Here is a 22,648-nt window from a genome sequence, read left to right as displayed (position 1 = left end):
GTGCAACGCGCGAAGAGACCGCGCGCAATCCGACCGCCGCCTGAAACTTGTTGCACAAAACAATCCCTTTCCCGCATTTTAAAAACCTTTCCCATGAAAAAACACTTGTTTCCAACCCTGCTCCTTTTAATCGCACTCACACCCTGGCTTTCGGGCCAGCCCGGCGCGACCGGCAAAAAGAATTATTACACCGGCACCGCCGAGGACCTGCTTTCACTGGTTCCGCCGCCCCCCGCCGATGATTCGCCCGCGGGCATGGCCGACCTTGAAACAATCCTCCAATTGCAGCGCGACCGCACCCCCGAGCAAATTGCCCGCGCAAAACGCATCGACAACCACTCCGCCACGCAAATGGGTGCGGTGGCTTTCGGCCCGAGCTTCACCAAGGAAAATTTCCCGCGCACCACGGCGCTCATGCAGGAACTGCGCGCCACCCGCAGCAGGATGATCGGCAACGGCAAGGAAATCTGGAAACGCCCGCGCCCCTACCAACGTAGCAAGGAAGTTGTCATTTGTGTGAAAAAACCGAGGGACCTCTCCTATCCCAGCGGACACTCAGCGACCGGCGCGTTCAGGGGCGCTCTCTTTTCCGCGGCATTCCCCGAATACAAACCGATTTTTGACGCCCAAGTCCGCGAAACCATGTGGTGCCGCGTGCTCGGCGGCGTGCATTACCCAACCGACGTCATGGCGGGCCGCGACCTCGGCATACGCACAGCCGAGGCCATGCTCAAGAACCCCGACACACAGGCGGCGATCAAGGAAATCCGCGACGAAATCACCGCCTACATGAAGGATCACCCCGAGGTCGAGGCCCACGCCAAACAACGCCTCGCGGAGGTCACGGAAAAACCGTAAAGAGCGCCTCGCTCATGATGGAGCCGGGTTGCCACTCTGATCAAAGCCTACTGGAAAAATCACGAACGTCCGTCATTGACCGTAAAAACATAGATGTTAAGAAACAGAAGACAAACCACCAACAGTGGGGTTCAACCAAACTTAAAAATCAGTATCACAACAAAAAAACGATGAAAACCACCCGCATCCTTCTCCTCGCCTTCATAGGCGCCCTCTCAATCAGCTTTTCCGGCTGCTGCAAAACGGAGAAAGGTGAATTTAAAATCATTGCCACGCTCGTCGCCAAGGAGGCCAACAAGGACGAAGTCCGCAACGCCCTCACCGCCGTGGTTGACGGCACCCGAAAGGAAGCGGGCAACATCTCCTACGTTCTCCATCAGGACACCACCAACCCGCTCAAATACACCATTATTGAAGTCTGGAAAAACCAGGAGGCCATCGACCTTCACAACAAATCCGCGCACTTCCTCGCCTTCGCCGGGACAATCAAGGACAAGGTCGACTCCCTCTCCATAGACACCATTCGCGAGATCTATTAGGAAAAATCCACACGCCCGGCGACGGTGGGGACGCTGCGTCGCCCACCGCGCACAATATCCTCGAAGGCTACACAACGCTCGAGCAGTTGATCAACGACATCAGCTGCTAAACGCTATCGGATACTCCCCGTCGTTTCCCCAGGGGTGTCGTTTGCGCTCTTTTGTTTTTTGGAAAAACACGACGGCAAAGTGACCAAACACGCCCCACCCCGTCCGGCTATTTCGTGACACGCCGGGCAGCCACGATTTTTTTAGCCTCCTCGGCGAGCTCCCCGATGCTGTCACGGAGCTTCGATCCGATTTCCTTGACAACTGGAATCAACTCCTCGCGGGGTTCCGCTGTCTCGAGGATCTCCGCCTCTTGTGTGGCGGTTGAAGGCTCATTCTCGGAGATAGCTGTAATTAAATAGCTGCAATCCTTCGCAAACGCTATCGTGAAGATTACTGTGCCCTCACGGCCATCAGCGACCGCGCGACCTCGCATGGACAAGGCCGGCAGGCCTGCGAACGAGGTTTCCCCTGCGCGTTGAGGGATAAAGTATCCGCTGTTAAGCGCTCCTTCAATAAAACCGCCCGCTTGATTGCGCATGGTCTCCGAATCAGGGGCTGCTGGCAGACGAAGAATCGCTACTTTGTCGCCCGTTTTTTCATCGGTCCAAACGTGGGGGAGCGGAGTGGGCACCTCGGAGGCCTTCGCCGCTTGTTGCCGATAGCGCAGAAGGACGGCCTCAGCTTTTTTTCCAGCCCATTCCCTCGCCGCATAGAATTCCCTCTCGCCGACTTCACTGACTTTCCTTGCGTAGCTTCGCCCTAGGTCGCTTTCATAAAACGCATTTGCCGCCTTAATCTCTTCAAGCGTGAGCGCCTCGTCATATAGCTTTGCGCATATTTTCCTGATCTCATCGGAACGCAGCTCGCGTTCGATATCATCCCAAACTTCGGAAGGCAGATTTGCCTGTGCGTAGGCATGCCGTTGGATCCGCACAACGCTCGCACTCAATCGTGAAAACGACTCGCCATAGCCCAAATGATCCAGCAGTTTGTTTAGTTCCCGCGCCTTGTCAGATGTTGTCCCAGCCTTACAAAGGCCGCAGGCCAATGAGAGCATAATGATAGCAAGCAAGTATTTCATAAGTTTTTGGGGGACGTTAAACACGAGGCCGCTCACATGGATGATTGCGTATTACCTGTCAACGGCGCCGTGTCGATTGGCGCGCGTCGCACCCTTGGCCACCCTTGCAAAAAATGCGTTTCCGCATCCGCCCGAAAACTATGTTGCGCGGGGACCACTTATTTTCCGCATTTTCAAACTCGATCCATGCCCCCCCCGCGTCGATGCGCTGGCCCCTGGTTTTAGCTGGGTCTTTTTTGGTAAAAAAATTATCTTCTCAGCTGGTATGATCCGGAAAGACAGGTGACACTTTAGAGCATAACTATGCCGTGGGATGCCGACCAGAAAACACCTCGGTCCTTGCCTTTTGACGTAACACTAGAAGTAACGCGAACGCTGCGCCAAATCGTCCTCGCAGGGGCGCACTTTTGGCGCACGGCGGCACACACCAAATTAACGTCTCCCTCCGAAGCCCCGCCCATTTGTGTTGGCACGCATAATGCGTTATTGTGCGCATTATGGATTTTCAAAAACTCACCGCAATGTCGCGCCAGGCGGTCACTGACGCGCAAAACGAAGCCCGCAACCGCAGCCACAACGAAGTCGATTCGTGGCACCTCCTCTACGCCCTGCTCCAACAGGAAAACGGCCTTGTGCCCGCGCTCGTCGAAAAACTCGGCCTCACCACCAGCGCCCTCACGCTCGCCGCCGGGCGCGAGCTCGACCGCCTCCCGCGCGTCACCGGCAACATCGACGTCTCCAAAATCTACATCACCCAGGCCGTCAACGAAGTCTTCATCGCCGCCGAAAAGGAGGCGAAAAAACTCAAGGACGAATACATCAGCGTCGAGCACCTCTTCCTCGGCCTCATCGAAGTCGGCAAGCCGCCCGCGCTCGCGAAATATTTCAAGTCCTTCGGACTCGACCGCGACACCGTCCTGAAAACACTCCGCGACATTCGCGGCAACCAGCGCGTCACCACCGACAACCCCGAGTCCACCTACCAGGCGCTCGAAAAATACGGCATCGACCTCGTCGCCCAGGCCCGCAAGGGCAAAATGGATCCCGTCATCGGTCGCGACGACGAAATCCGCCGCGCCATCCGCATCCTCTCGCGCAAAACCAAAAACAACCCCGTGCTCATCGGCGAACCCGGCGTCGGCAAAACCGCCATCGTCGAGGGACTCGCGCAACGCATCGTGCGCGGCGACGTCCCCGAGGGCCTCAAGGACAAAACCCTTTTCGCGCTCGACATGGGCGCGCTCATCGCCGGCGCGAAATACCGCGGCGAATTCGAGGAACGCCTCAAAGCCGTCCTCAACGAAATCAAAAAGTCCGAGGGCCGCACGCTCCTCTTCATCGACGAGCTCCACACCATCGTCGGCGCCGGAAAAACCGAGGGCGCCATGGACGCCGGCAACCTCCTCAAGCCCATGCTCGCGCGCGGCGAGTTGCACTGCATCGGCGCCACCACGCTCGACGAATACCGCAAGCACATCGAAAAAGACGCCGCCCTCGAGCGCCGCTTCCAGCCCGTGCTCGTCGAGCCGCCCTCCGTCGAGGACGCCATCTCCATTCTCCGCGGCCTGAAGGAACGCTTCGAACTCCACCACGGCGTCCGCATCCAGGACAACGCCCTCGTCTCCGCCGTCACCCTTTCCAACCGCTACATCTCCGACCGTTTCCTCCCCGACAAGGCCATCGACCTCATCGACGAGGCCTGCGCCATGATCCGCACCGAAATGGACAGCGCCCCGCAGGAACTCGACGCCCTCCAGCGCCGCGTCCTCCAGCTCGAAATCGAGGAAGCCGCCCTCAAGCTCGAAAAAGACGAGGCCAGCAAACGCCGCCTCGAAACACTCCGCAAGGAACTCGCCGACACGCGCACCGAAACCGCCGCGTTGAAAGCGAAATGGGACAAGGAAAAAGCCGCCGTCGCCCGCGTGAGCAAAGTCCGCGAGGAACTCGACGCCGCGCGCGTGGCCATGGAAAAAGCCGAGCGCACCTACGACCTCAACAAACTCGCCGAACTCCAGCACGGCAAAATTCCGCAACTCGAAAACGAACTCAAGAAACTCGAAAAAGCCGAGGCCAGGACCGAGCTCTTCAAGCAGGAAGTCTCCGCCGAGGAGGTCGCCGAAATCGTCGCCAAGTGGAGCGGCATCCCCGTCACGCGCCTCGTCGAAAGCGAGCGCGAAAAACTCCTCCGCCTCGCCGACACGCTCCACCGGCGCGTCATCGGCCAGAACGAGGCCGTTGACCTTGTCAGCGACGCCATCCTCCGCGCCCGCGCCGGCATCAAGGACCCGCGCCGCCCCGTCGGCAGCTTCCTCTTCCTCGGCCCCACCGGCGTCGGCAAAACCGAACTCGCCAAAACACTCGCCGCCACCCTCTTCGACACCGAGGACGCCGTCATCCGCATCGACATGTCCGAATACATGGAAAAGCACAGCGTCTCGCGCCTCATCGGCGCGCCCCCGGGCTACGTCGGTTACGACGAAGGCGGCCAGCTCACCGAGGCCGTGCGCCGCAAGCCCTACGCCGTCGTGCTCTTTGACGAAATCGAAAAAGCGCACCCCGACGTCTTCAACGTCCTCCTTCAAGTCCTCGACGACGGCCGCGTGACCGACAGCCAGGGCCGCACCGTGGATTTCAAGAACACGATCATCATCATGACCTCGAACCTCGGCAGCCGCCACCTGCTCGAAGGCGTCACGGGCGACACCATCCCGGAATCCGTCCGCGAAAGCGTGATGACCGAGCTGCGCAAAAGTTTCCGTCCCGAGTTCCTGAACCGCATCGACGAAACCATCCTCTTCAAGCCGCTCACGCTCGACGAAATCACGGCCATCGTTGACCTCCTCCTGGCCGACCTGAACAAGCGCCTCACCGACCGCCGCGTCACCGTGACGATGGACAAGCGGACAAAAGAATGGATCGGCGAGCGCGGTTACGACCCGGTCTTCGGCGCGCGCCCGCTCAAGCGTTATCTCCAGCGCGAAATCGAAACCAAACTCGCGCGCGCCCTGGTCGCCGGCGAAATCACCGAAGGCGCCGAAGTGAAGTTCAGCGTGAAAGACGACAAGCTGGTGATGAAAACGTAACAGCGCGCGAGAGTGTTTTGGGTAGGGCGGTTTCGCCGAAACCGCCGTCTGCACCATATTCCGCCATCATCCGGCCAAAAACCTTTTGCCATCATTGGCAAAACCACATGCTTTGGCGGCTGGCAAAGACCGGCGCATCATGCACACGCAAAACCCCACTCCTCCCGACGGCGCGCTCGGCGAGCGCGCCCTACCCTATGCGTCGCTCCCAAAACGCAAAAAACTCCCGCACGCCATCCCCTCATGGGTCAAGGACGGGGAAACTTACTTCATCACAATCAACTGCACCCCGCGCGGACTGAACCAGCTTGCCACCCCCGACATCGCGCAAACCGTGGAAAACAGTTTCATTCATCGCCAGCGCATCTGCCAATGGTGGATACAACTTCTCGTGCTCATGCCGGATCACTTGCACGGACTGGTTTCATTCAGCAGGACGGTCTCCATGCGTCGCACGGTTTTCGACTGGAAACGCTATCTTGCCCGGCACAAAAACATCCAGTGGCAGCGGGATTTTTTCGATCACCGCATACGCGATCATGCTTCACTGGCTGAAAAATGGCACTACATCCGAAACAATCCCTTGCGCAAAAACCTCTGCGCGACACCCGGCGAGTGGCCGTATCAATGGCACAATGGACAGCCTCGCGCGGCAGTTTCGGAAGCGGCGGTTTCGGCGAAACCGCCCTACCTTCGTTAACCAACACGGCAGAAGCTCAGCCTTGCGCGAAGCGCGGGGCGAGCGCGGCGTGAAGTTCGCGCACTAGCGACTCGGTCGTTTCCCAATCGATGCAACCGTCGGTGATCGAAACGCCGTATTTCAGCTTTTCCCGCGGCTGGGGAAAGGGCTGGTTGCCGGCGAGCAAATTGCTTTCGAGCATCGCGCCAATGATCGAGGTGTTGCCTTCGTTGATCTGGCGCACCACCTCGCGCAACACCTCGGGCTGTCGCCCGGGTTGCTTGGCGGAGTTGTCGTGGCTGCAATCGATAAGGATGGAACGCGGGAGGTTTGCCTTCGCCAGCACGCGCTCGGCCTCGGCGATGTGCTCGGACGAATAGTTCGGGCCGTGCGAACCGCCGCGCAGCACAATGTGGCACCACGGATTGCCGCGGGTGACAACCGCGGAAGCATGGCCGTCGAAATTGACGCCGAGGAAAGTCTGGGGCTGCGAACCGGCCTTGATCGCGTTGATGGCGGCGGAGAGCGAGCCGTCGGTGCCGTTTTTGAAACCGAGCGGCATGGAAAGACCGGAGGCCATTTGGCGGTGTGTTTGCGATTCGGTCGTGCGCGCGCCGATGGCCGACCAGCAGATGAGGTCGGCGATGTATTGCGGCGTCACCGGGTCGAGCAACTCGGTGGCGGTGGGCAGGCCGAGGTCGAGTATTTCGCGCAGAAACGCGCGCGCCATGCGGAGTCCGGCGGCGATGTCGTGCGAGCCGTCGAGCCGCGGATCCATGATGAGCCCCTTCCAGCCAATCGTGGTGCGCGGCTTCTCGAAATAAACACGCATGACAATGAGCACGCGGTCGGAAACCTCGCGGGCGAGCGCGGCAAGCCGGCGGGCGTAATCGGCGCTGGCCGCGGTGTCATGAATCGAGCACGGGCCGACGACGAGGAGGAATCGTTTGTCGTCGGCGAAAATGATTTTCTGGATTTGCTCGCGGGCGCTGGCGATGAAGGCGGACTGCGTATCGGTGCGCGGCTCGGCCGCCATAAGCTGGGCGGGCGACGGAAGCGCTCTTATTTCGATGATATTGATGTCGGACGTTTTATGCATGGACAAGGTCGCAACCTGAAACGCCGGGCGTTTGCCAGCAAGTTAAACCTTTCAAATGCGGCGAACAGGCCCCCGGCATGGCAATGCGTGACACGCGGGCGAATGCCCGAAAATCCAACCCTCGCATTTTTTCCTTTGCGCCTTTTGCGCCTCTTTGCGGCTATAGCGTTTGTGCAGCCCGACGAACTCCAGATCACGCTCCAGACGACTTTCGGTTATCCCGATTTTCGTCCGCTCCAGCGCGAAATCATCGAGGCGTCGCTCGCGGGTCGCGACGTGTTTGCGCTGCTCCCCACCGGCGGCGGCAAATCCATGTGCTACCAGCTGCCCGCGCTGCATCGCACCGGCCTGACGGTCGTCGTCTCGCCGCTCATCGCGTTGATGAAGGACCAGGTTGACCAGCTCCAGTCGGCGGGTGTGGCGGCCACGTTCTTGAATTCCTCGCTCGGCGAACGCGAATCGCGCGCGCGCCTCGCCGGCCTGCACCGCGGCGAATGGCGGCTGCTCTACGTCGCGCCCGAGCGCCTCATGCTCGACAGTTGGGCGGAAAATCTCCGCGCGTGGAACGTCGCCGCGCTCGCCATCGACGAGGCGCATTGCATCTCCGAATGGGGGCACGACTTCCGCCCCGAATACCGCCAGCTCGCGCAACTCCGCGAGCTGCTGCCCGACATCCCCGTGATGGCGCTCACCGCCACCGCCACCGAGCGCGTGCGCGCCGACATCGTCAGGCACCTCAAGCTCCGCGACCCGCAAATCTACGTCGCCAGTTTCAACCGCCCCAATCTCACCTACCGCGTCCTGCCCAAGGACGGCCCGCTCGCGCAAATCATCGCCTTCGTGAAAAAGCGCGAGGACGAAAGCGGCATCGTTTACTGCGCCACGCGCGCCACCGCCGAGCGTGTCGCCGAGTCGCTCTCCGCGCGCGGCTACTCCGCCCGTCCCTACCACGCCGGGCTCACCAACAAGGAGCGCGCCGAAAACCAGGAGCTTTTCCTCCGCGACGAAACCAAGATCATTTGCGCCACCATCGCCTTCGGCATGGGCATCAACAAACCCAACGTCCGCTGGGTCATCCACTACGACCTCCCGAAAAACATCGAGGGTTATTACCAGGAAACGGGCCGCGCCGGGCGCGACGGGCTCCCCGGCGACTGCCTCCTGCTCTTCAGCGGGGGCGACGCCGCGAAGCAAACGCACTTCATCGACGAGATGACCGACGAGCACGAGCGCAACGTCGCGCGCACGCAACTGCGCCTCATGCTCCACTACGCGGAAAACGCCTCGTGCCGCCGCCGCGAACTCCTCGGCTACTTCGGCGAAACCTTCCCGATAGACAACTGCGGCGCGTGCGACAACTGCCTCGAGCCGCGCGAAACATTCGACGGCACCATCGCCGCGCAAAAATTCCTCTCCTGCGTCTATCGCGTGCGCCAGGCCAGCCGCTTCGGCGTCGGCCTCAACCACATCGTCGAAGTGCTCACCGGAGCCGACACCGACAAAATCCGCCGCTGGGGCCACGACAAGGTCAGCACCTACGGCATCGGCTCCGAAATGACGCGCCCGCAATGGGCCGCCGTCGGACGCGAACTCATGCGCATGGGCTGCCTCGCGCAAGCCGAGGGCGAGTTCCCCACGCTCGAACTCACCGCCGAGGGCGTTGACCTGCTCCGCTCGCGCCGCCCCGTGATGCTCACCAAGCCGATCGCGCTCCCGAAGGTGAAAAAAGTCATCCCGCGCCAGGGCAGCATCGAGTGCGACGAAATCCTCTTCGCCCGCCTGCGCGAACTCCGCAAAAAACTCGCCGACGAACGCCGCGTGCCCGCCTATGTCATCTTCGGCGACGCCACGCTCCGCCAGCTCGCCCGAGAATACCCGACGCGCCTCGCCGACATGCACGACATCTTCGGCATGGGCGAAAAAAAGCGCGCCGAATTCGGCGAAACCTTCGCAGCTACCATCGCGGAATTTTTGGAAAACAACCCGCGCATGAAGTTTGATAATAACTCGTAGGGGCGCACCTTGCGTGCGCCCTCGTGCTCGAGGACTTTGTGGATGCGCTCGCAAACAGTTCTACGAACACCAGGGCGCACGCAAGGTGCGCCCCTACGAATCGCGGTCGGCGACTTTTTCCAAATCACCGAGCCACTCAACGGGCGGCGAACCGGACGGGCCGAGGTGCTCCACAAAATCGAAACACCTCGGCTCTGGCATCCATGTGCCATCCCATCCGCCATCGCCGCATTCAATCAAGCCCGCACGATATGGATTCATATAAATGTATCGGGCATAGTCCTCGTTCATCTCATCCGGGCGCAAACGATGTTCCCAAAAATCGCGCTGCCAGCCATCACCACGCGTCGCGTTGGCTCGCGACAGGTTTTTCCATCGCGCCACACAACGCCCGACATTCGCATACACGCCGACATCCACTCCAAGCTCGAACAGCACATGCACATGATCAGGCATGCAAGTGACCGCCAGCAGCATCCACCTGCGCGCATTATGTCCGCTTTTCAAAACCTCGATCATGTGTGCACGGCACAAAGCATCATTGAGCCATGGTCGGCGACCTTCGGTCGCAAATGTCACAAAATAGCGCGCGCCGGAAATTGATATTCGCCCGACATGCAGTTGCGAGGTTCGACGCGAGTAGAACGGCATGACGCCACATAATCACTGTCGAAGTTTGCAATCAAGGCCGTAGGGGCGCACCTCGCGTGCGCCCTAGTGCTCGAGGACTTTGTGGATACGCTCGCAAACAGTTCTACGAACACCAGGGCGCACGCAAGGTGCGCCCCTACACATCACAGTCCGCAAGCCTCGCGCGCTTTTTTCAGGATGGGTGCCGCGACCTCCCTCGCTCGCGCGGCGCCGTCGGCCAGAACCTTGTTCACATAGTCCATGTTCGCGGCAAGCTCGGCGCGCTTGGCGCGGGCCTCTGCGAAATAGTTCCAGTAGTGCTCGAACAGGCTTTTTTTCAGGTCGCCGTAGCCGAGCCCGCCCGCGCGCAGGCGCTCCTCGGTTTCCTTCGCGATATCGGCGGGCGCAACGAGTTTGAGTAGCTGAATTGCGAGGTTTTGGTCCGCGTCGGGTTTCGGCTCCGCGGGCGTGCGGCTGTCCATCACGATACCCATGATTTTTTTGCGCACGGCCTTTTCGTCGCCGAAAATGTCGATCGTGTTGTTGTAGCTCTTGCTCATTTTCTGGCCGTCGAGGCCGGGAACGGTGGCGACTTCCTCGCGGATTTCCGGCTCGGGAACCGTGAACACATCGCCGTAGGCCAGGTTGAATTTGATCGCGATGTCGCGGGTGATCTCCAGGTGTTGCTTCTGGTCCTTGCCCACGGGCACGAGATCGGAGTTGAACAGCAAAATATCAGCGGCCATGAGCACGGGATAGGAGAACAGTCCGAAGCTCGGCGAGAAGCCGTGCGCGAGCTTGTCCTTGTAGCTGTGCGCGCGCTCGATGAGCCCCATCGGGGCGACGGTGCCGAGAATCCACGTCAGTTCGCACACCTCGGACACATCGCTTTGCCTCCAGAAAACGCTGCGCGACGGATCGAGTCCGCACGCGAGAAAATCGAGCGCCACGTTGAGCACGTTTTTGCGCCGCTGCTCCGGGTCGGTGAGCGTGGTCATCGAGTGGTAGTCGGCGATGAAATAAAACGCGTCGCCGCGCGCCTGCAATTCGACGGCGGGTTTGATGGCGCCAAAGTAGTTGCCGATGTGGAGCGTGCCCGAGGGCTGGATGCCTGTGAGAATGCGCATGGGAAGAATAAAAGGGAGCAGGATGAAAGGAGTCTGGAGTCAGGAGAAGAAGAAAAATGCTCCCCGCGCAACTCAATCGCAAAACATCCGCGCGCGGCCCGAGGGGTGCAATTGCAATTGGTAGCAGTTTGATGAAATATGCGACGAAGCGGAGTTATTTTGGAGTGCGGTGGCAAAGGGAGCGCAAGCGACCGGCGACACCGCTTTGAACAGCGTAAGATTTTCACCGGGCGCAACTCGCTCAAAGCGGTGTCGTCGCTTCGCTTTGCCACCGCACTCCAAAGGATTGCATCTTTGCGTTTTGCTACCATTCGCAATTACACCCCGGCCCGAGCTAATTTCTTGCTAGATGCCGCCCGCGTGGCGACAAATGCGGGCGTGTCGAGGAACCTCAAAAACATAGGCTTGGTGTCGGGCGCGACGATGGTGTCGCGCGTGCTGGGCCTTGTGCGCGACATGCAGACCGCGGCGGTCTTCGGTTTGAGCGGGATTTCGTCGGCTTTTTTCACCGCCTACCAGCTGCCCAATTTGTTCCGGCGGCTGCTCGGCGAGGGTTCGCTCACGGCGGCGTTTGTGCCGACGCTCAACATCGAGCTCGAACAACGCCGGCGCGAGGGCGCGTTCGCGCTGGTCAACCAAGTCGCGAGCTGGCTCGCGGTCGTGGCGGGCGCGGTCGTTGTGGCGGCGATGATTTTTTTCAGCCAGCCGCCGTGGATCGAGGCGGCCGCGCGCGTGTTCACAGGCGACAACGCCACCGTGCAACGCTGGCTGTTGAGCGGCAACATGACCGTGGTGCTGTTTCCCTACCTGCTCTTTGTGTGCCTGGCGTCCGTGTTCAGCTCGGCGCTGCAGTCGCTCGGACGCTTTCTCGAGCCGGCCCTGTCGCCAATCTGGCTCAACCTCGCCATGATCGGAATGCTCTGGCTCGGCACGCGGCTCTGGCCGGACGCAAAAATGACGCAGGTTTACATGCTGTGCGCCGGCGTGCTCGCCGGCGGACTCGGGCAAATGTGCGTGCCCGGGTGGGCGTTGCTGCGCGAGGGCTGGCGTCCGCGCTTCACGCTTGAGCTCAGCGAGCCGGTGCGCGCGATCTTCCGGCTCATGGCGCCGACGGTGCTCGGCTCGGCGGTTTACCTGATCAACATGACCGTGTCGCGCTACATCGCCCTGTCGCTCAACGACGGCGCGGTCGCGCTTCTCAATTTTGCCCAGCGCCTGATGGAGCTGCCCATCGGCGTGTTCGCCGTGGCGGTCTCGACGGTGGTGTTTCCGCTCATCTCGCGCTTCGCCGCGCAAAACGACACCGCCGGCATGGCAAACGCCTACCGCAAGGGAATGCGCCTGATCCTGCTCATCAACATCCCCGCCGCCGCCGGGCTTGGCGTGCTCGCGCTGCCGCTAATCCGGCTGCTGTTCCAACGCGGCGAGTTTGTCGCAAGCGACACCTTCGCGATGGCCCCCGTGCTCGCGATCTACGCGGTCGGGCTTCCGTTTTTCTCGTTTGTAAACCTGGTGCTGCGCGCCTTCTACGCGCGCCGCGACACCAAGACGCCCGTGGTGGCCGCGCTGCTGAGTTTCGTGGTGAACATCGTCCTGAGTCTCGTGCTGATGGGGCCGCTCTCGACCGCGGGCCTCGCCATCGCGGGCAACGCAGCCATCATCGTGCAAGCGGTGTTTTTGCAGGTGATGCTCACGCGCAAAGCGCCCGAGATGGCGTTCATTCACATCGGCCGCGACCTCGGAAAAATAATCATCGCGAGCGCGGCGATGGGCGCGGCGGTCTGGGGAGGCTGGCGCGCGTGGACGCACCTCGCGACGGCGACGACATTCAACACCGCCTGCGGCCTCGCCATAATGATCGCCGCCGGGGTCGCGCTCTACGCGGCCCTCGCCTGGGTGCTGCGCATCGAGGGCCGCGACGAAGCGCGCGCCATGATATTGAAACGGATTCGCCCCCGATCAAGGTAACACGGACATTCCTGTCCGTGCCGTGAACCAATGCCGCGGAACACAGACAGGAATGGCTGTGCCACCTTGAAAAACCCACGCAACGAGCGGAAGGCCAAGCTGGCAGTCCGCGCGCGCCCCGCACCTACTCCACGTAGCGCTCCAGCACGGTCGTCAGCTCGCGGATGCGGCGCTTGGCGTCGTTGCCGTTCGTCGCGCCCTCGATGCAATCGCGTATGTGCGCGTGCAGGATTTTTTCCGAAAGCGACTTGATCGCCTTTCGTATGGAAAGCAGTTGCAGCAGAATTTCCGCGCAGTCGCGGTCGGCCAGCAGCATGCGCTCCACTCCGTTGATCTGCCCGGCGATCTTGCGAACGCGAACCTGCAACGCCTTTGTCTCGCCCTCGGGATGATGATGTATGTCGCTCATAAAAATGTCGGGGCCTTCCCCTTTTTTGAAAATTAGATCGTGTGTCTGGCACGGACATTTTCACGTTTCTTTCGTCTTGTCAATATGGGTATAGGGGGTATAGCCCTTACTCATGACGACATCCCGCGAACAGGATCACCACGATGAAAACCATCACCATGATGACGATGATCACGAACACGGCCACGACCATGGTCATGGCCACCAATCCGGCCATGGACATCACCACCACGGCGGCGAATGGAAGAATCTCGCCCTGCTCGCGGGGCTCTGCGGCGTCCTCGGCGTCACGGGATTTGTGATTGAGCGCGCGGAAGTCGGGCCCTCGTGGCTGGCCGGTGCATTCTACATCGCCGCCCTGGTCGCCGGCGCGTGGGACGCGGCGAAGGACTCCTGGGAAAACATAAAGACGCGCACGCTCGACATTCATTTTCTCATGCTTGCGGTCGCCGTCGGCGCGGCATGCATAGGCGCGTGGCACGAGGCGGTCGTGCTGTTGTTTCTTTTTTCGGGGGCGGAGGCGATGGAAGCCTATGCAATGGACCGCACACAGCGCGAGGTCAGCTCGCTGCTCAAGAGCGCGCCAAAAACCGCCACGCTGCTCGACGACGCCGGCATGGAAACAACGGTTGAAGTCGCCGCGCTCGCCGTGGGCAACCACGTGCGCGTAAAGCCCGGCGAGGCGTTTCCAACCGACGGCACGGTGATCAAGGGCGAGAGCGCCTGCGACGAATCGACCATCACCGGCGAGGCGACCCCGGTCGAAAAGGAAGCCGGCGCCGCGGTTTACAGCGGCACGATCAACCTGTGGGGCGTGCTCGATTTCGAGGTCAACCGGCTGCCCTCCGAAAGCACGCTGCAAAAAATCATCCGCATGATTCAGACGGCGCAAAAACTCCGGGCTCCCAGCGAGCGATTCACGGATAAATTTGGCGGCCATTACACGCTCCTCGCGCTCGGCGCCTGCGCAGTCATGTTTTTTGTGTGGTGGCTCGGCTTCGGCGCGCCGCCGTTTATCAGCGGTGAAACGACATCGGCGTTTTATCGCGCCATGACGCTCCTCGTCGTCATGAGCCCCTGCGCGCTCGTGCTCTCGATTCCCTCGGCAATTCTCGCCGCCATCGCGTGGGGCGCAAGGCACGGCGTGCTGTTTCGCGGCGGGGCGGCCATCGAAAAACTCGCCGACGTGGATGTCATCGCGCTCGACAAGACCGGCACGCTCACAACGGGAAAACTAAGCGTCGCCACCGTGGAAAGTTTTCCGCCGGGCCGCGAATCCGACGTGCTGCGCCTGGCATGCGCGCTTGAAAACAATTCACAGCATCCGCTCGCGCGCGCCATCGTCAAACACGCGCAAAACACGGGCGTGCAAACCGCCGCGGTGGAGGCGTTCGAGTCACTCACCGGCATGGGGCTTCGCGGACGCGTGGACGGCGTGCCCGTGCTGCTTGGCCGGCGCGAATTGATCATCGAAAACCACACCGGCCCGCTGGTCGAAACGATTAAAAGTTTTCCGCCCTCGTCGCCGGACCTGAGCGAAGTCTGGGTAACCGGCGGGGATGTGACGGGGCGCATTTTGCTGCGCGACGAAATACGCACAACCTCCCGCGACACGCTCGCCAAGTTGCGCGCAAACGGAGTGCGCACGGTGATGCTCACGGGCGACCGGCGCCATGCCGCGGAAAACATCGCCCGCGAACTCGGCCTCGACGAAGTGCGCTCCGGCCTGAAGCCGGAGGACAAGGTTGAGGCGATCCAAAGTTTCCGCGAGCAAGGCAAACGCATCGCGATGGTGGGCGACGGCGTGAACGACGCGCCGAGTCTCGCGGCGGCCGACGTGTCCATTGCGATGGGCGCGCGCGGCAGCGACGCGGCGCTGGAGCAAGCCGAGGTCATCCTAATGCACGACCGCATTGAAAACGTGCTCGCCGCGTTTCGCCTGAGCCGCCGCGCAAAAAGAATCATCAGGCAAAACCTCGCGGTGTCGCTCGGCGTGGTTGTTATCATGGCAACCGGTTCGATCATTGGACTCGTGCCGCTCTGGCTCGGCGTGATCGCGCACGAAGGCAGCTCGGTCGTCGTGTGCCTGAACGCGCTGCGATTGCTGCTGGGAAAAAACAAGTAGCGGCGCAAAAAATCGCCTCCCAAAAAACACGCGCGCAAAAACACAAACGTGTGCGCGCGCAACTTATGTCATGCGGTCGCGTCATGCCTGCCAGCATGAAAGCCCATTACTCAACTCGACATGCAATCCGGAGTGAGACAGTGGAAAGATTAGTGCCCCGGAGGACAAACACCAGGCGCCAGCATGCAACCCCGACCCGTGCCGGCATCCACCTGAGGAACACGTTTGGGATCGGCGCGAAAGCAATAATGGCGTTGTTGCCCGGCCTGTTGCTGCTCACGGGATCCCTCATCGCTGACCCGTATTTTTCCAGGCATCCGAACGACCAGACCATTCTCGCCGGCAAGGGCGCCACCTTTACCGTCGGTCTCGGCGGCGTCGGTTACTGGGACACGGTATTCTATCAATGGGAATACTCCAACAACGGCGGTTATTCATGGGACGAGGTGCCCGAATACGGCTCTTACTACGTGAGCAGAAGCTCGACCACGAACACGCTCGAGACAACCTCAACACCACCCGGATTCGACGGCACACTTTACAGATGCCGCGTCAGCTATCCAATCGATGACATATACAGCGACACCGCCTTCATATTCAGCGACGAGGCGCTGCTCACGGTGAACGCCGAGCCTTACAACATTGGAAGGCTGCCCGCCTCGCAAACCGCCTTTGAAAAGGAACCCGTCACCCTTGTCGCCCGGGCCGGGGGCCAGCCCGCCCCCGTTTATCAATGGCAAGTCTCCGGCGACGGCGGCACCTCGTGGCACAATATCCAGGGCGCCACGAGACACTCACTCACATTCACGGCCGGCGCCGGATTTCATAACGGCGACATGATCCGGCGCATCGCCAGCAACGGCATCGGCTCGCCGGCTTACAGCAACACGTTCACGCTCAATGTAATCCCGGCATTCTTCCACACACCCGCCGCCCTCGCGCTCGATGATGACGGAAACCTCTACGTAGCCGATTCATTCAGGCACGTCATCTATAAAATCGCGCCCGATCTCACCGCCACGCTCTTCGCGGGGGCCGTGCGGAAGGCGGCACTGACCGACGGCTCCGGCACGGACGCGCGGTTCAACGCACCCGTCGCGCTCGCATTCGACACAACAGGCGACCTTCTGGTGGCCGACAGCGGCAACGGAGCCGTCCGCAAAATCACACCCGAAGGCGAGGTCAGCACAGTCGCCACCGGACTCGCGTCACCGGGCGGCATCGCCACAACCGCCGGTGGAAATGTGCTCATCGCCGACACCGACGCCCATGTCATTTACGAAATCGATTCGCACGGCGAACTGAGCACCCGCGCCGGACTCGCCGGGGCGCCGGGATTTGCGGACGCCACCGGAGACAGCGCGCGTTTTCGAAACCCAACCCAATTACATGTCGATGACAACGACGACATTTTCATCGCCGACACCGGCAATCACATCATCCGCACCGTCGCCGAGGATGGTTCCATTATCACGTGGGCGGGATATCCCGGCGCCTCCGGCACGGCCAACGGAAACCCGACCACCAGCGCCCGTTTTGACCAGCCGCGCGGCATGGCATCCGACACCCTTGGCAGCCTTTATGTGGCTGATACCGGCAACTCCACCATCCGAAGAATCACCGACCTCGGCTATGTCCTGACCATCGCGGGCAGAGCACGGAGCTCCGGGTTCGCCGATGGCACCGGAAACACAGCCCGGTTCAACCGCCCCTCCGACATCGTCTTTGACGGCAACAAAAGTCTTTATGTGGCCGACACGGGCAATTCCGTCATACGCAAAGTCGATCTTCCAACCGGCAAAGTGGTAACCCTCGCAATCTTCAAGGCGGGCACAACGCCGCCGCCGCCAAACACCCATGTGCTGACGGTCATCAAGGGCAAAGGCTCCGGCAATTACGCGGAAGGTGAAAGAATCTCGCTCGTCGCAAACGACCCGCCCTCGGGCACCGTCTTCGACGGCTGGATGAGCATCAACGGAGGCAGTTTCTCCAATGCAAAAAACACCTCGACCACTTTCACCATGCCCGCAAACGCAACCAGCGTTTACGCGCTCTACGAACCCGTTAACTCCGGAAACTCGGGGGTCGTGACAAGAAAAGATGCTTATGGCGGCGGAGCCCCGTCGCTCTGGTTTTTCGCCGCGCTCACCGCGCTGATCGCGTTGCGCCGGCGCGAGTGATTATGAAATCCCCATGAAGGAAATCACTGGTGCCCCAAACGCACTGCGATGGTTGCCGAGGGAAACAAATGTTGCTTACACGCCGCGCTCACTCGCCGGGTTTTGCCGGGACGGACATTTTCTTCGCGGATTTCTTTCGAACACGGCCTTCGCATTCATCGAGCATGGCGGACGCAAAGCGCGAGGCGCGCCTGTCGACACTGGGAGCGTCCTTGAAGCGGCGGAGAATCTCGGCGCATTGCTCCTTCTCGTCAAAACGCCAGCACATGGCGGCTAAGCCAATCCAACCGCGACCCAGCGGACGGCGCGCCTTGACGGCTTCGATTATCGACGGCCACTTGTCCTCGCGAAATTCCTCGCTGAAGGCCTCCACTAACGCGAGCGTGTTGTAAGCGTCGAGGTAATCAGGATCAAGGGCGATGGCATGGTCGAGCCATCCGCGGAGACGATCGCTGACCTCGGGTTTGATAAACTTGCCAAGGTGAAAATCTATGCGATTGAACTCCTCGTCCGCGAGCACGGCATACACGGCGGCGTTATCGCGCACGAAGGCAACTCGGTCGTCGTGTGCCTGAACGCGCTGCGATTGCTGTTGGAAAAAACAAGTGACGCATATTAAAATTGCGACCGTTTCGGTAGGGCGGTTTCGCCGAAACCGCCGCGTTTGGCATTCGATGTTCTCGGCGCGCTCGGCGAGCGCGGCCTCCCCCAAAGCACGCCCTACTTCCGTTTGGATGGTTTTTGCGCGGAGTTTTCAGGTGGTGTGCCGGCGCGGACTTTGTCCATGAGAGACTGCATTTCAGCGCGCGCGGCGGGAATGTCTTCCATCACTTTGTCGCCAGCCTTCAGAAAATTTGCACACGCCGAGGGAAGCCAACGGGCGCAGGAGGCAAGCTTTCTGAGACAATTCCAAAATTCCGGAGCGTCCGGGGCAAGCGAGTTGATTGTTCGCATGAATAGGTATGATTGGGAAACCGACATAACGATGTCATCTGGAGCATAAGGGGGAGGTTGCTTTGCTGGAGAAAATTTTCTCTCGAAAGCCAGCCATTGCGGCCACCATTGCGCGCCTGTCTTCCAGAATTTTTCTGCCTCCCCGCTGCAAGCGAGTTCGACGAATTCAGGAATGGTGAATCTGCCTTGCGCGTGAAAAAGATCTCCGCCATCGCAAATTTCGAGGATTTTTACGATGCGCAGTGCTTCATTATAATGCCCTTTCTGGAGGTTGATAAAGACCGCGCGAAGGAGCGCATCGGCAGCTTGGTAATCGTCCTTGGCCTCGGACTCGATTTGCTTGTAGGCAAGAAGCGCGGCGGGGTAATCACCGTTGTTTTCGTGAAACTTACCAAAGCATGCATATACGGATCTCATTTCATCTTGCGGAATTTCCGTCGAGGCGAAGAGTTTTTCGTAAAGTTTGACGGCCTCGGCGTGTTTGCCCCGGCGCGCGAGATAATCGGCCCGCCAAGCTTGCCCTTCGATGTAGATATAGTTACCACGGGGAAATAATTCGCAAAGGTCGAGGATTTGGAGAAACAGCGAGTCTTCCGCGCGCGTGTCGCCTTGGCGGTCTTTCCAATCAAGATCATGAAGGGCTGATCGGAGACGCCAGGAAAAATCCCTATAATCTCTTTGAATGGGAAACACGGCGAGGTTTTGCAGGTGAAGCCGGACGCAAAGCGCGGCATCCCGCCTTTGTTTGGCCTTCTCTATGGCAAGCTTATAGGCATAGAGAGTTTTCATTGAGGGATCGGGTCTGGCGAGTTTGCGCAGCTCGGCATCCGGATTTTCAGCAAGCAACATCTGAAGTTTATCCCGAACGACAAAGGAGACTTTGCGCCATGCGAGCGCGTTTGCGAGTTCTGTTGATGGCGAGGGGATAAGTTCCTCGATCATCGCACTGAATCGGGCTTGCCAGTCCCCGTTGTTCCAGCGCCCGGAGTCTTCAACCACCTTTGCGAGGATGGCATGCGCCTTGTCGGGCTGAGTATTTAGAAGCGTCTCTATTCGTGTGCGAACTGCGTTATCATCATTATTTCGAAAGCACCAATACACAATAGAACAGTAGATATCGGTTTGATATTTTGTATTAAGTTTAACCATTTCATCAAACAAGTGTAGCCTTTTTTCCAGCGAAAAATACTGAATCGCGGACAATGAGGCCGATACACGCGTGTCGTCAGAAAAACACGCATCGAGTGCGACGCGTGTGAGAAGTTCTCCGGCTTCAGCCTTGCGACCAAGGCTTTCCAACAAATCCGCGTGCATAATCTCTGCTTCCGCAAGCACTTCGGGCGAAACATCGTTTCCGACGGCGGCGATGAGCGGAGGCAAGCGTTCGATGGCTCGTTCGCTGCGACGTATATATTTGTCAAGCCTTGCAATCTCGATGGTGGCAAGGAGGACGGTGGTCTTGTCATCGGGAAAATACTCAATGGTTTTCTCGAATGCGGCGCGACGTTGCGGCGACTCGATAAAAGAATGAAAACCTTCGTCAGCCATAAAAGGGTATTCATGGGCGAGTTCGAGTTGTTCCCTGCCGCTTGACATGCGCGGGAAATCAATCTCGGTGAGTTTGGTTTCGGCGGTTGCCGGGCCGGCAATGGTCGTGGCTGCGAACACCCACGCAAACGCGGCAAAAACAAAAAGGGGATGCTTGTGCATGGCGAAGGATTTCAAAGTCTCGAATTTCGGGAATGGCGAAACTTTGGAGCGAGTGCCTTAAATATCGAGTTAAATTGATGCGCCTGTTTCGCTGTCTTGCGCTTGCCGGAAGATTCCGCATCTAATCGGCCGCGAATGATCGAGACTTTCCTCACAGACCGCGCCTGGCTCTGGCTGGCGGCCGCTCTTTACTTGGGCGGCTTTTTGTTCGGCGTGGTCCCGCTCGTCCGGCGCGGGCGTCATTCGAACCGCCTCTCGTTTTTTATCATGCTCGCGGGGTTCGTCGCGCAAACCCTCGGACTGTATCTGCGCGGAAAAGCAATCGGCGGCTGTCCCATCGGCAACACGTTTGAGATTTTGCAATTCACCACATGGTCGGCGGTCGCCCTGTATTTTATCGTCGGCGCGGTTTTCCGGTTAAGTCTGCTCGGATTTTTCACGTCCGCGTTTGCCGCCGCGCTCAGCCTCGTTTCGCTCGCGGTTCCGGCGTGCGACGCGGTTTGCCGCGCGTCCGCGTCCGGCGGCAACGCGTGGATCGAGTTTCACGCCGCGCTCGCGCTTTTTAGCTACGGCGTTTTCGGGCTGCTCGCGCTCACATCCGGCATGTATCTGCTTCAGTGGTTCAGCATCAAGCGCCGGCGGATGGACGGCATTTTTTCGTTTCTGCCGTCGATGCGCGCGCTCGACCAGATCAACCTGCGCCTGCACGCGACCGGCGCGATCCTGCTCGGCGCGTCGCTCGCCGTCGCGCTCATCCACTGGCAGCGCGGCGCGGGGCACACCGTCGGGTTCGCCATGCTTTTTCTCGGCGCGATCTGGTTTCTCTACGCGGTGTTCCTCGCGCTCCGGCTCGCAAATATCGTGCCCGCCCGCCGTCTCGCGTGGGCGTGCATCGTGTTGTTTGTCGTGGCAATTTTCTCCATCGGCTTGGTCAACAATCACCGCGCTTCTCGCGCAACCGGCGCGGACGCGCACCAGAAACCATGAGCCGCGACAACACAGCCGTCCCTGAAGCCGCCGCCAAATCCGCGCGCGCACCAAACGCATCGCCGGGTTTCTTTTTTGTCGGGGCAAATCACCACGCCACGCCGATCGAACTCCGCGAAAAACTCGCGCTCACCGAAAACAAGCTGCCCGGCCTCCAATGCCGCCTCGCCGCAATCGACGGCTTGCGCGAGGTCGTCGTGCTGAACACCTGCAACCGCGTCGAAATCTACGGCGTCGCCGAAACGCCCGCGGCGATTGCGCGCATTGAGGAAAATTTCTGCGCGCTGCAGGAATTCCCCGAGAAAACATTTCGCGAGATCCGCCAGCATGCGACGGGACGCGACGCCATCCAGCATCTCCTCGAAGTGGCGGCGGGGATCGACTCGCAGATGCTCGGCGAAACCGAAATTCTCGGCCAGGTGAAGGACGCCTACGCCGACGCGCTGACGCGCCGCGCGACCGGCCCCGCGCTCAACCGCATTTTCCAAAAAACATTCCAATACGCAAAACACGTCCGCACCAGCACCGCGATCACCGCCGGCCAGGTCAGCATCGCCAATGTCGCCGTCGATCTTGCGCAAAAGATTTTCGGAGAGCTTGGGCGCACGCGCATCCTCCTGCTCGGCGCGGGCGATATCAGCGAAAAAACCGCGCGCGCGTTTCAAAGCCGCGGTGCGAGCGCCCTCACCGTGGCCAGCCGGACGTTTGAGCGCACGATGGCGCTTGCAAGCGATCTCGGCGCCACCGCCCTGCCCTTCGAGCACGTCCCCGCACACCTCGCCGATTATGACATTGTCGTCTGCTCGACCGCCGCGCCCGAGGCCGTGATCCGCCGCGACGCCGCCGAGGCCGCCATGCGCCGGCGCCGCGCGCAGCCGCTTTTTTTCATCGACCTGGCCATGCCGCGCGATGTCGAGCCATCCGTCGCCGACATCGAAAATGTTTTTGTTTACAACCTCGACGACCTCGCGCGCATCGCCGAAAAAAACCGCGCAGCCCGTGAAAACGAGGTCGTTCGCGCGCGAGAGATTTTGCGCGAAAAATCCGCCATGCTTTGGAGTCAGATCGCCCCGGAAGCGCCAAGCCCCGGCCCGTCTCGTTCCGGCGACGCATCCTGAAGGATTGACAGCGCCCCGCCGCGGGCAAAACTCCGCC

Annotated in this window: 17 protein-coding genes; 10 read left to right on the top strand and 7 right to left on the bottom strand. The window is 60.3% G+C overall.

Translation table 11 applies throughout. The features are described from left to right. Window positions 1–93 precede the first annotated feature (93 nt). Together M2103_RS11330 and M2103_RS11325 are read left to right on the top strand one after the other, a co-directional pair. Window positions 94–858: a phosphatase PAP2 family protein gene (locus tag M2103_RS11330; RefSeq protein WP_277510654.1), complete on the top strand. Its 765-nt coding sequence runs from the start codon at window positions 94–96 to the stop codon at window positions 856–858. 170 nt (window positions 859–1,028) lie between these two features. After that, entirely contained in the window at window positions 1,029–1,397 is a 369-nt protein-coding gene (locus M2103_RS11325; RefSeq protein ID WP_277510653.1) for a putative quinol monooxygenase, read from the top strand. Between the two features lie 217 nt (window positions 1,398–1,614). Here the strand turns inward: M2103_RS11325 and M2103_RS11320 are convergent, their stop codons facing one another. Further along, entirely contained in the window at window positions 1,615–2,529 is a 915-nt protein-coding gene (locus M2103_RS11320; protein WP_277510651.1) for a DUF2059 domain-containing protein, read from the bottom strand. A 497-nt stretch (window positions 2,530–3,026) separates the two neighbouring features. Between M2103_RS11320 and clpB the strand changes: the two genes are divergently transcribed. Together clpB and M2103_RS11310 are read left to right on the top strand one after the other, a co-directional pair. Continuing rightward, window positions 3,027–5,612 carry an ATP-dependent chaperone ClpB gene (clpB, locus tag M2103_RS11315; RefSeq protein ID WP_277510650.1) on the top strand — a complete coding sequence of 862 codons (2,586 nt, stop codon included), beginning with the start codon at window positions 3,027–3,029 and terminating at the stop codon, window positions 5,610–5,612. A gap of 139 nt (window positions 5,613–5,751) precedes the next feature. Further along, a complete protein-coding gene (locus M2103_RS11310) occupies window positions 5,752–6,312 on the top strand; it encodes a transposase (protein ID WP_277510648.1) in 561 nt (186 codons plus the stop codon). 16 nt (window positions 6,313–6,328) lie between these two features. Here the strand turns inward: M2103_RS11310 and M2103_RS11305 are convergent, their stop codons facing one another. Further along, the gene (locus M2103_RS11305) at window positions 6,329–7,390 is read right to left on the bottom strand and encodes a 3-deoxy-7-phosphoheptulonate synthase (protein ID WP_277510646.1); all 1,062 of its coding nucleotides are present in this window, start codon (window positions 7,388–7,390) and stop codon (window positions 6,329–6,331) included. Window positions 7,391–7,561: 171 nt separating this feature from the next. Here M2103_RS11305 and recQ point away from each other — a divergent pair, with 171 nt between their 5' ends. Continuing rightward, window positions 7,562–9,403 (top strand): DNA helicase RecQ, encoded by a 1,842-nt coding sequence (gene recQ, locus M2103_RS11300; protein WP_277510642.1) that lies wholly within the window; start codon window positions 7,562–7,564, stop codon window positions 9,401–9,403. Window positions 9,404–9,496: 93 nt separating this feature from the next. On the opposite strand, the gene M2103_RS11295 is transcribed toward recQ, so the two are convergent. Together M2103_RS11295 and trpS are read right to left on the bottom strand one after the other, a co-directional pair. After that, complete coding sequence (locus M2103_RS11295) at window positions 9,497–10,054, bottom strand: transposase (RefSeq protein ID WP_277510640.1); 558 nt, start codon at window positions 10,052–10,054, stop codon at window positions 9,497–9,499. Between the two features lie 143 nt (window positions 10,055–10,197). Then, entirely contained in the window at window positions 10,198–11,160 is a 963-nt protein-coding gene (gene trpS, locus M2103_RS11290) for a tryptophan--tRNA ligase (protein WP_277510637.1), read from the bottom strand. 342 nt (window positions 11,161–11,502) lie between these two features. Here trpS and murJ point away from each other — a divergent pair, with 342 nt between their 5' ends. Next, window positions 11,503–13,128, top strand: coding sequence for a murein biosynthesis integral membrane protein MurJ (gene murJ / locus M2103_RS11285; RefSeq protein ID WP_277510636.1), 1,626 nt, complete (start codon window positions 11,503–11,505; stop codon window positions 13,126–13,128). A 124-nt stretch (window positions 13,129–13,252) separates the two neighbouring features. On the opposite strand, the gene M2103_RS11280 is transcribed toward murJ, so the two are convergent. After that, on the bottom strand, window positions 13,253–13,537 hold the full coding sequence (locus tag M2103_RS11280; protein WP_108823829.1) for a metal-sensitive transcriptional regulator: 285 nt from the start codon (window positions 13,535–13,537) through the stop codon (window positions 13,253–13,255). Window positions 13,538–13,649: 112 nt separating this feature from the next. Between M2103_RS11280 and M2103_RS11275 the strand changes: the two genes are divergently transcribed. Both M2103_RS11275 and M2103_RS11270 read left to right on the top strand, forming a co-directional pair. After that, window positions 13,650–15,662, top strand: coding sequence for a cation-translocating P-type ATPase (locus tag M2103_RS11275; RefSeq protein ID WP_277510635.1), 2,013 nt, complete (start codon window positions 13,650–13,652; stop codon window positions 15,660–15,662). 248 nt (window positions 15,663–15,910) lie between these two features. Further along, window positions 15,911–17,842, top strand: coding sequence for a hypothetical protein (locus M2103_RS11270; protein WP_277510634.1), 1,932 nt, complete (start codon window positions 15,911–15,913; stop codon window positions 17,840–17,842). An 88-nt stretch (window positions 17,843–17,930) separates the two neighbouring features. Here M2103_RS11270 and M2103_RS11265 read toward each other — a convergent pair whose 3' ends face one another. Next, window positions 17,931–18,389 carry a hypothetical protein gene (locus tag M2103_RS11265; RefSeq protein ID WP_277510633.1) on the bottom strand — a complete coding sequence of 153 codons (459 nt, stop codon included), beginning with the start codon at window positions 18,387–18,389 and terminating at the stop codon, window positions 17,931–17,933. Between the two features lie 173 nt (window positions 18,390–18,562). Then, window positions 18,563–20,521, bottom strand: a complete 1,959-nt coding sequence (locus M2103_RS11260; protein WP_277510631.1) for a hypothetical protein — start codon at window positions 20,519–20,521, stop codon at window positions 18,563–18,565. Between the two features lie 120 nt (window positions 20,522–20,641). Here M2103_RS11260 and M2103_RS11255 point away from each other — a divergent pair, with 120 nt between their 5' ends. Both M2103_RS11255 and hemA read left to right on the top strand, forming a co-directional pair. Further along, window positions 20,642–21,493, top strand: a complete 852-nt coding sequence (locus tag M2103_RS11255) for a cytochrome C biogenesis protein (RefSeq protein ID WP_277510630.1) — start codon at window positions 20,642–20,644, stop codon at window positions 21,491–21,493. Beyond that, window positions 21,490–22,611 (top strand): glutamyl-tRNA reductase, encoded by a 1,122-nt coding sequence (hemA, locus tag M2103_RS11250; RefSeq protein WP_277510628.1) that lies wholly within the window; start codon window positions 21,490–21,492, stop codon window positions 22,609–22,611. Before M2103_RS11255 ends, hemA begins: the two co-directional genes overlap by 4 nt. Window positions 22,612–22,648: the final 37 nt, after the last annotated feature.

Source organism: Ereboglobus sp. PH5-5, assembly GCF_029504805.1.
GTDB lineage: Bacteria > Verrucomicrobiota > Verrucomicrobiia > Opitutales > Opitutaceae > Ereboglobus.
Note: the sequence above shows the minus strand (reverse complement) of the source record. Positions and strands in the feature narration are given on the sequence as shown.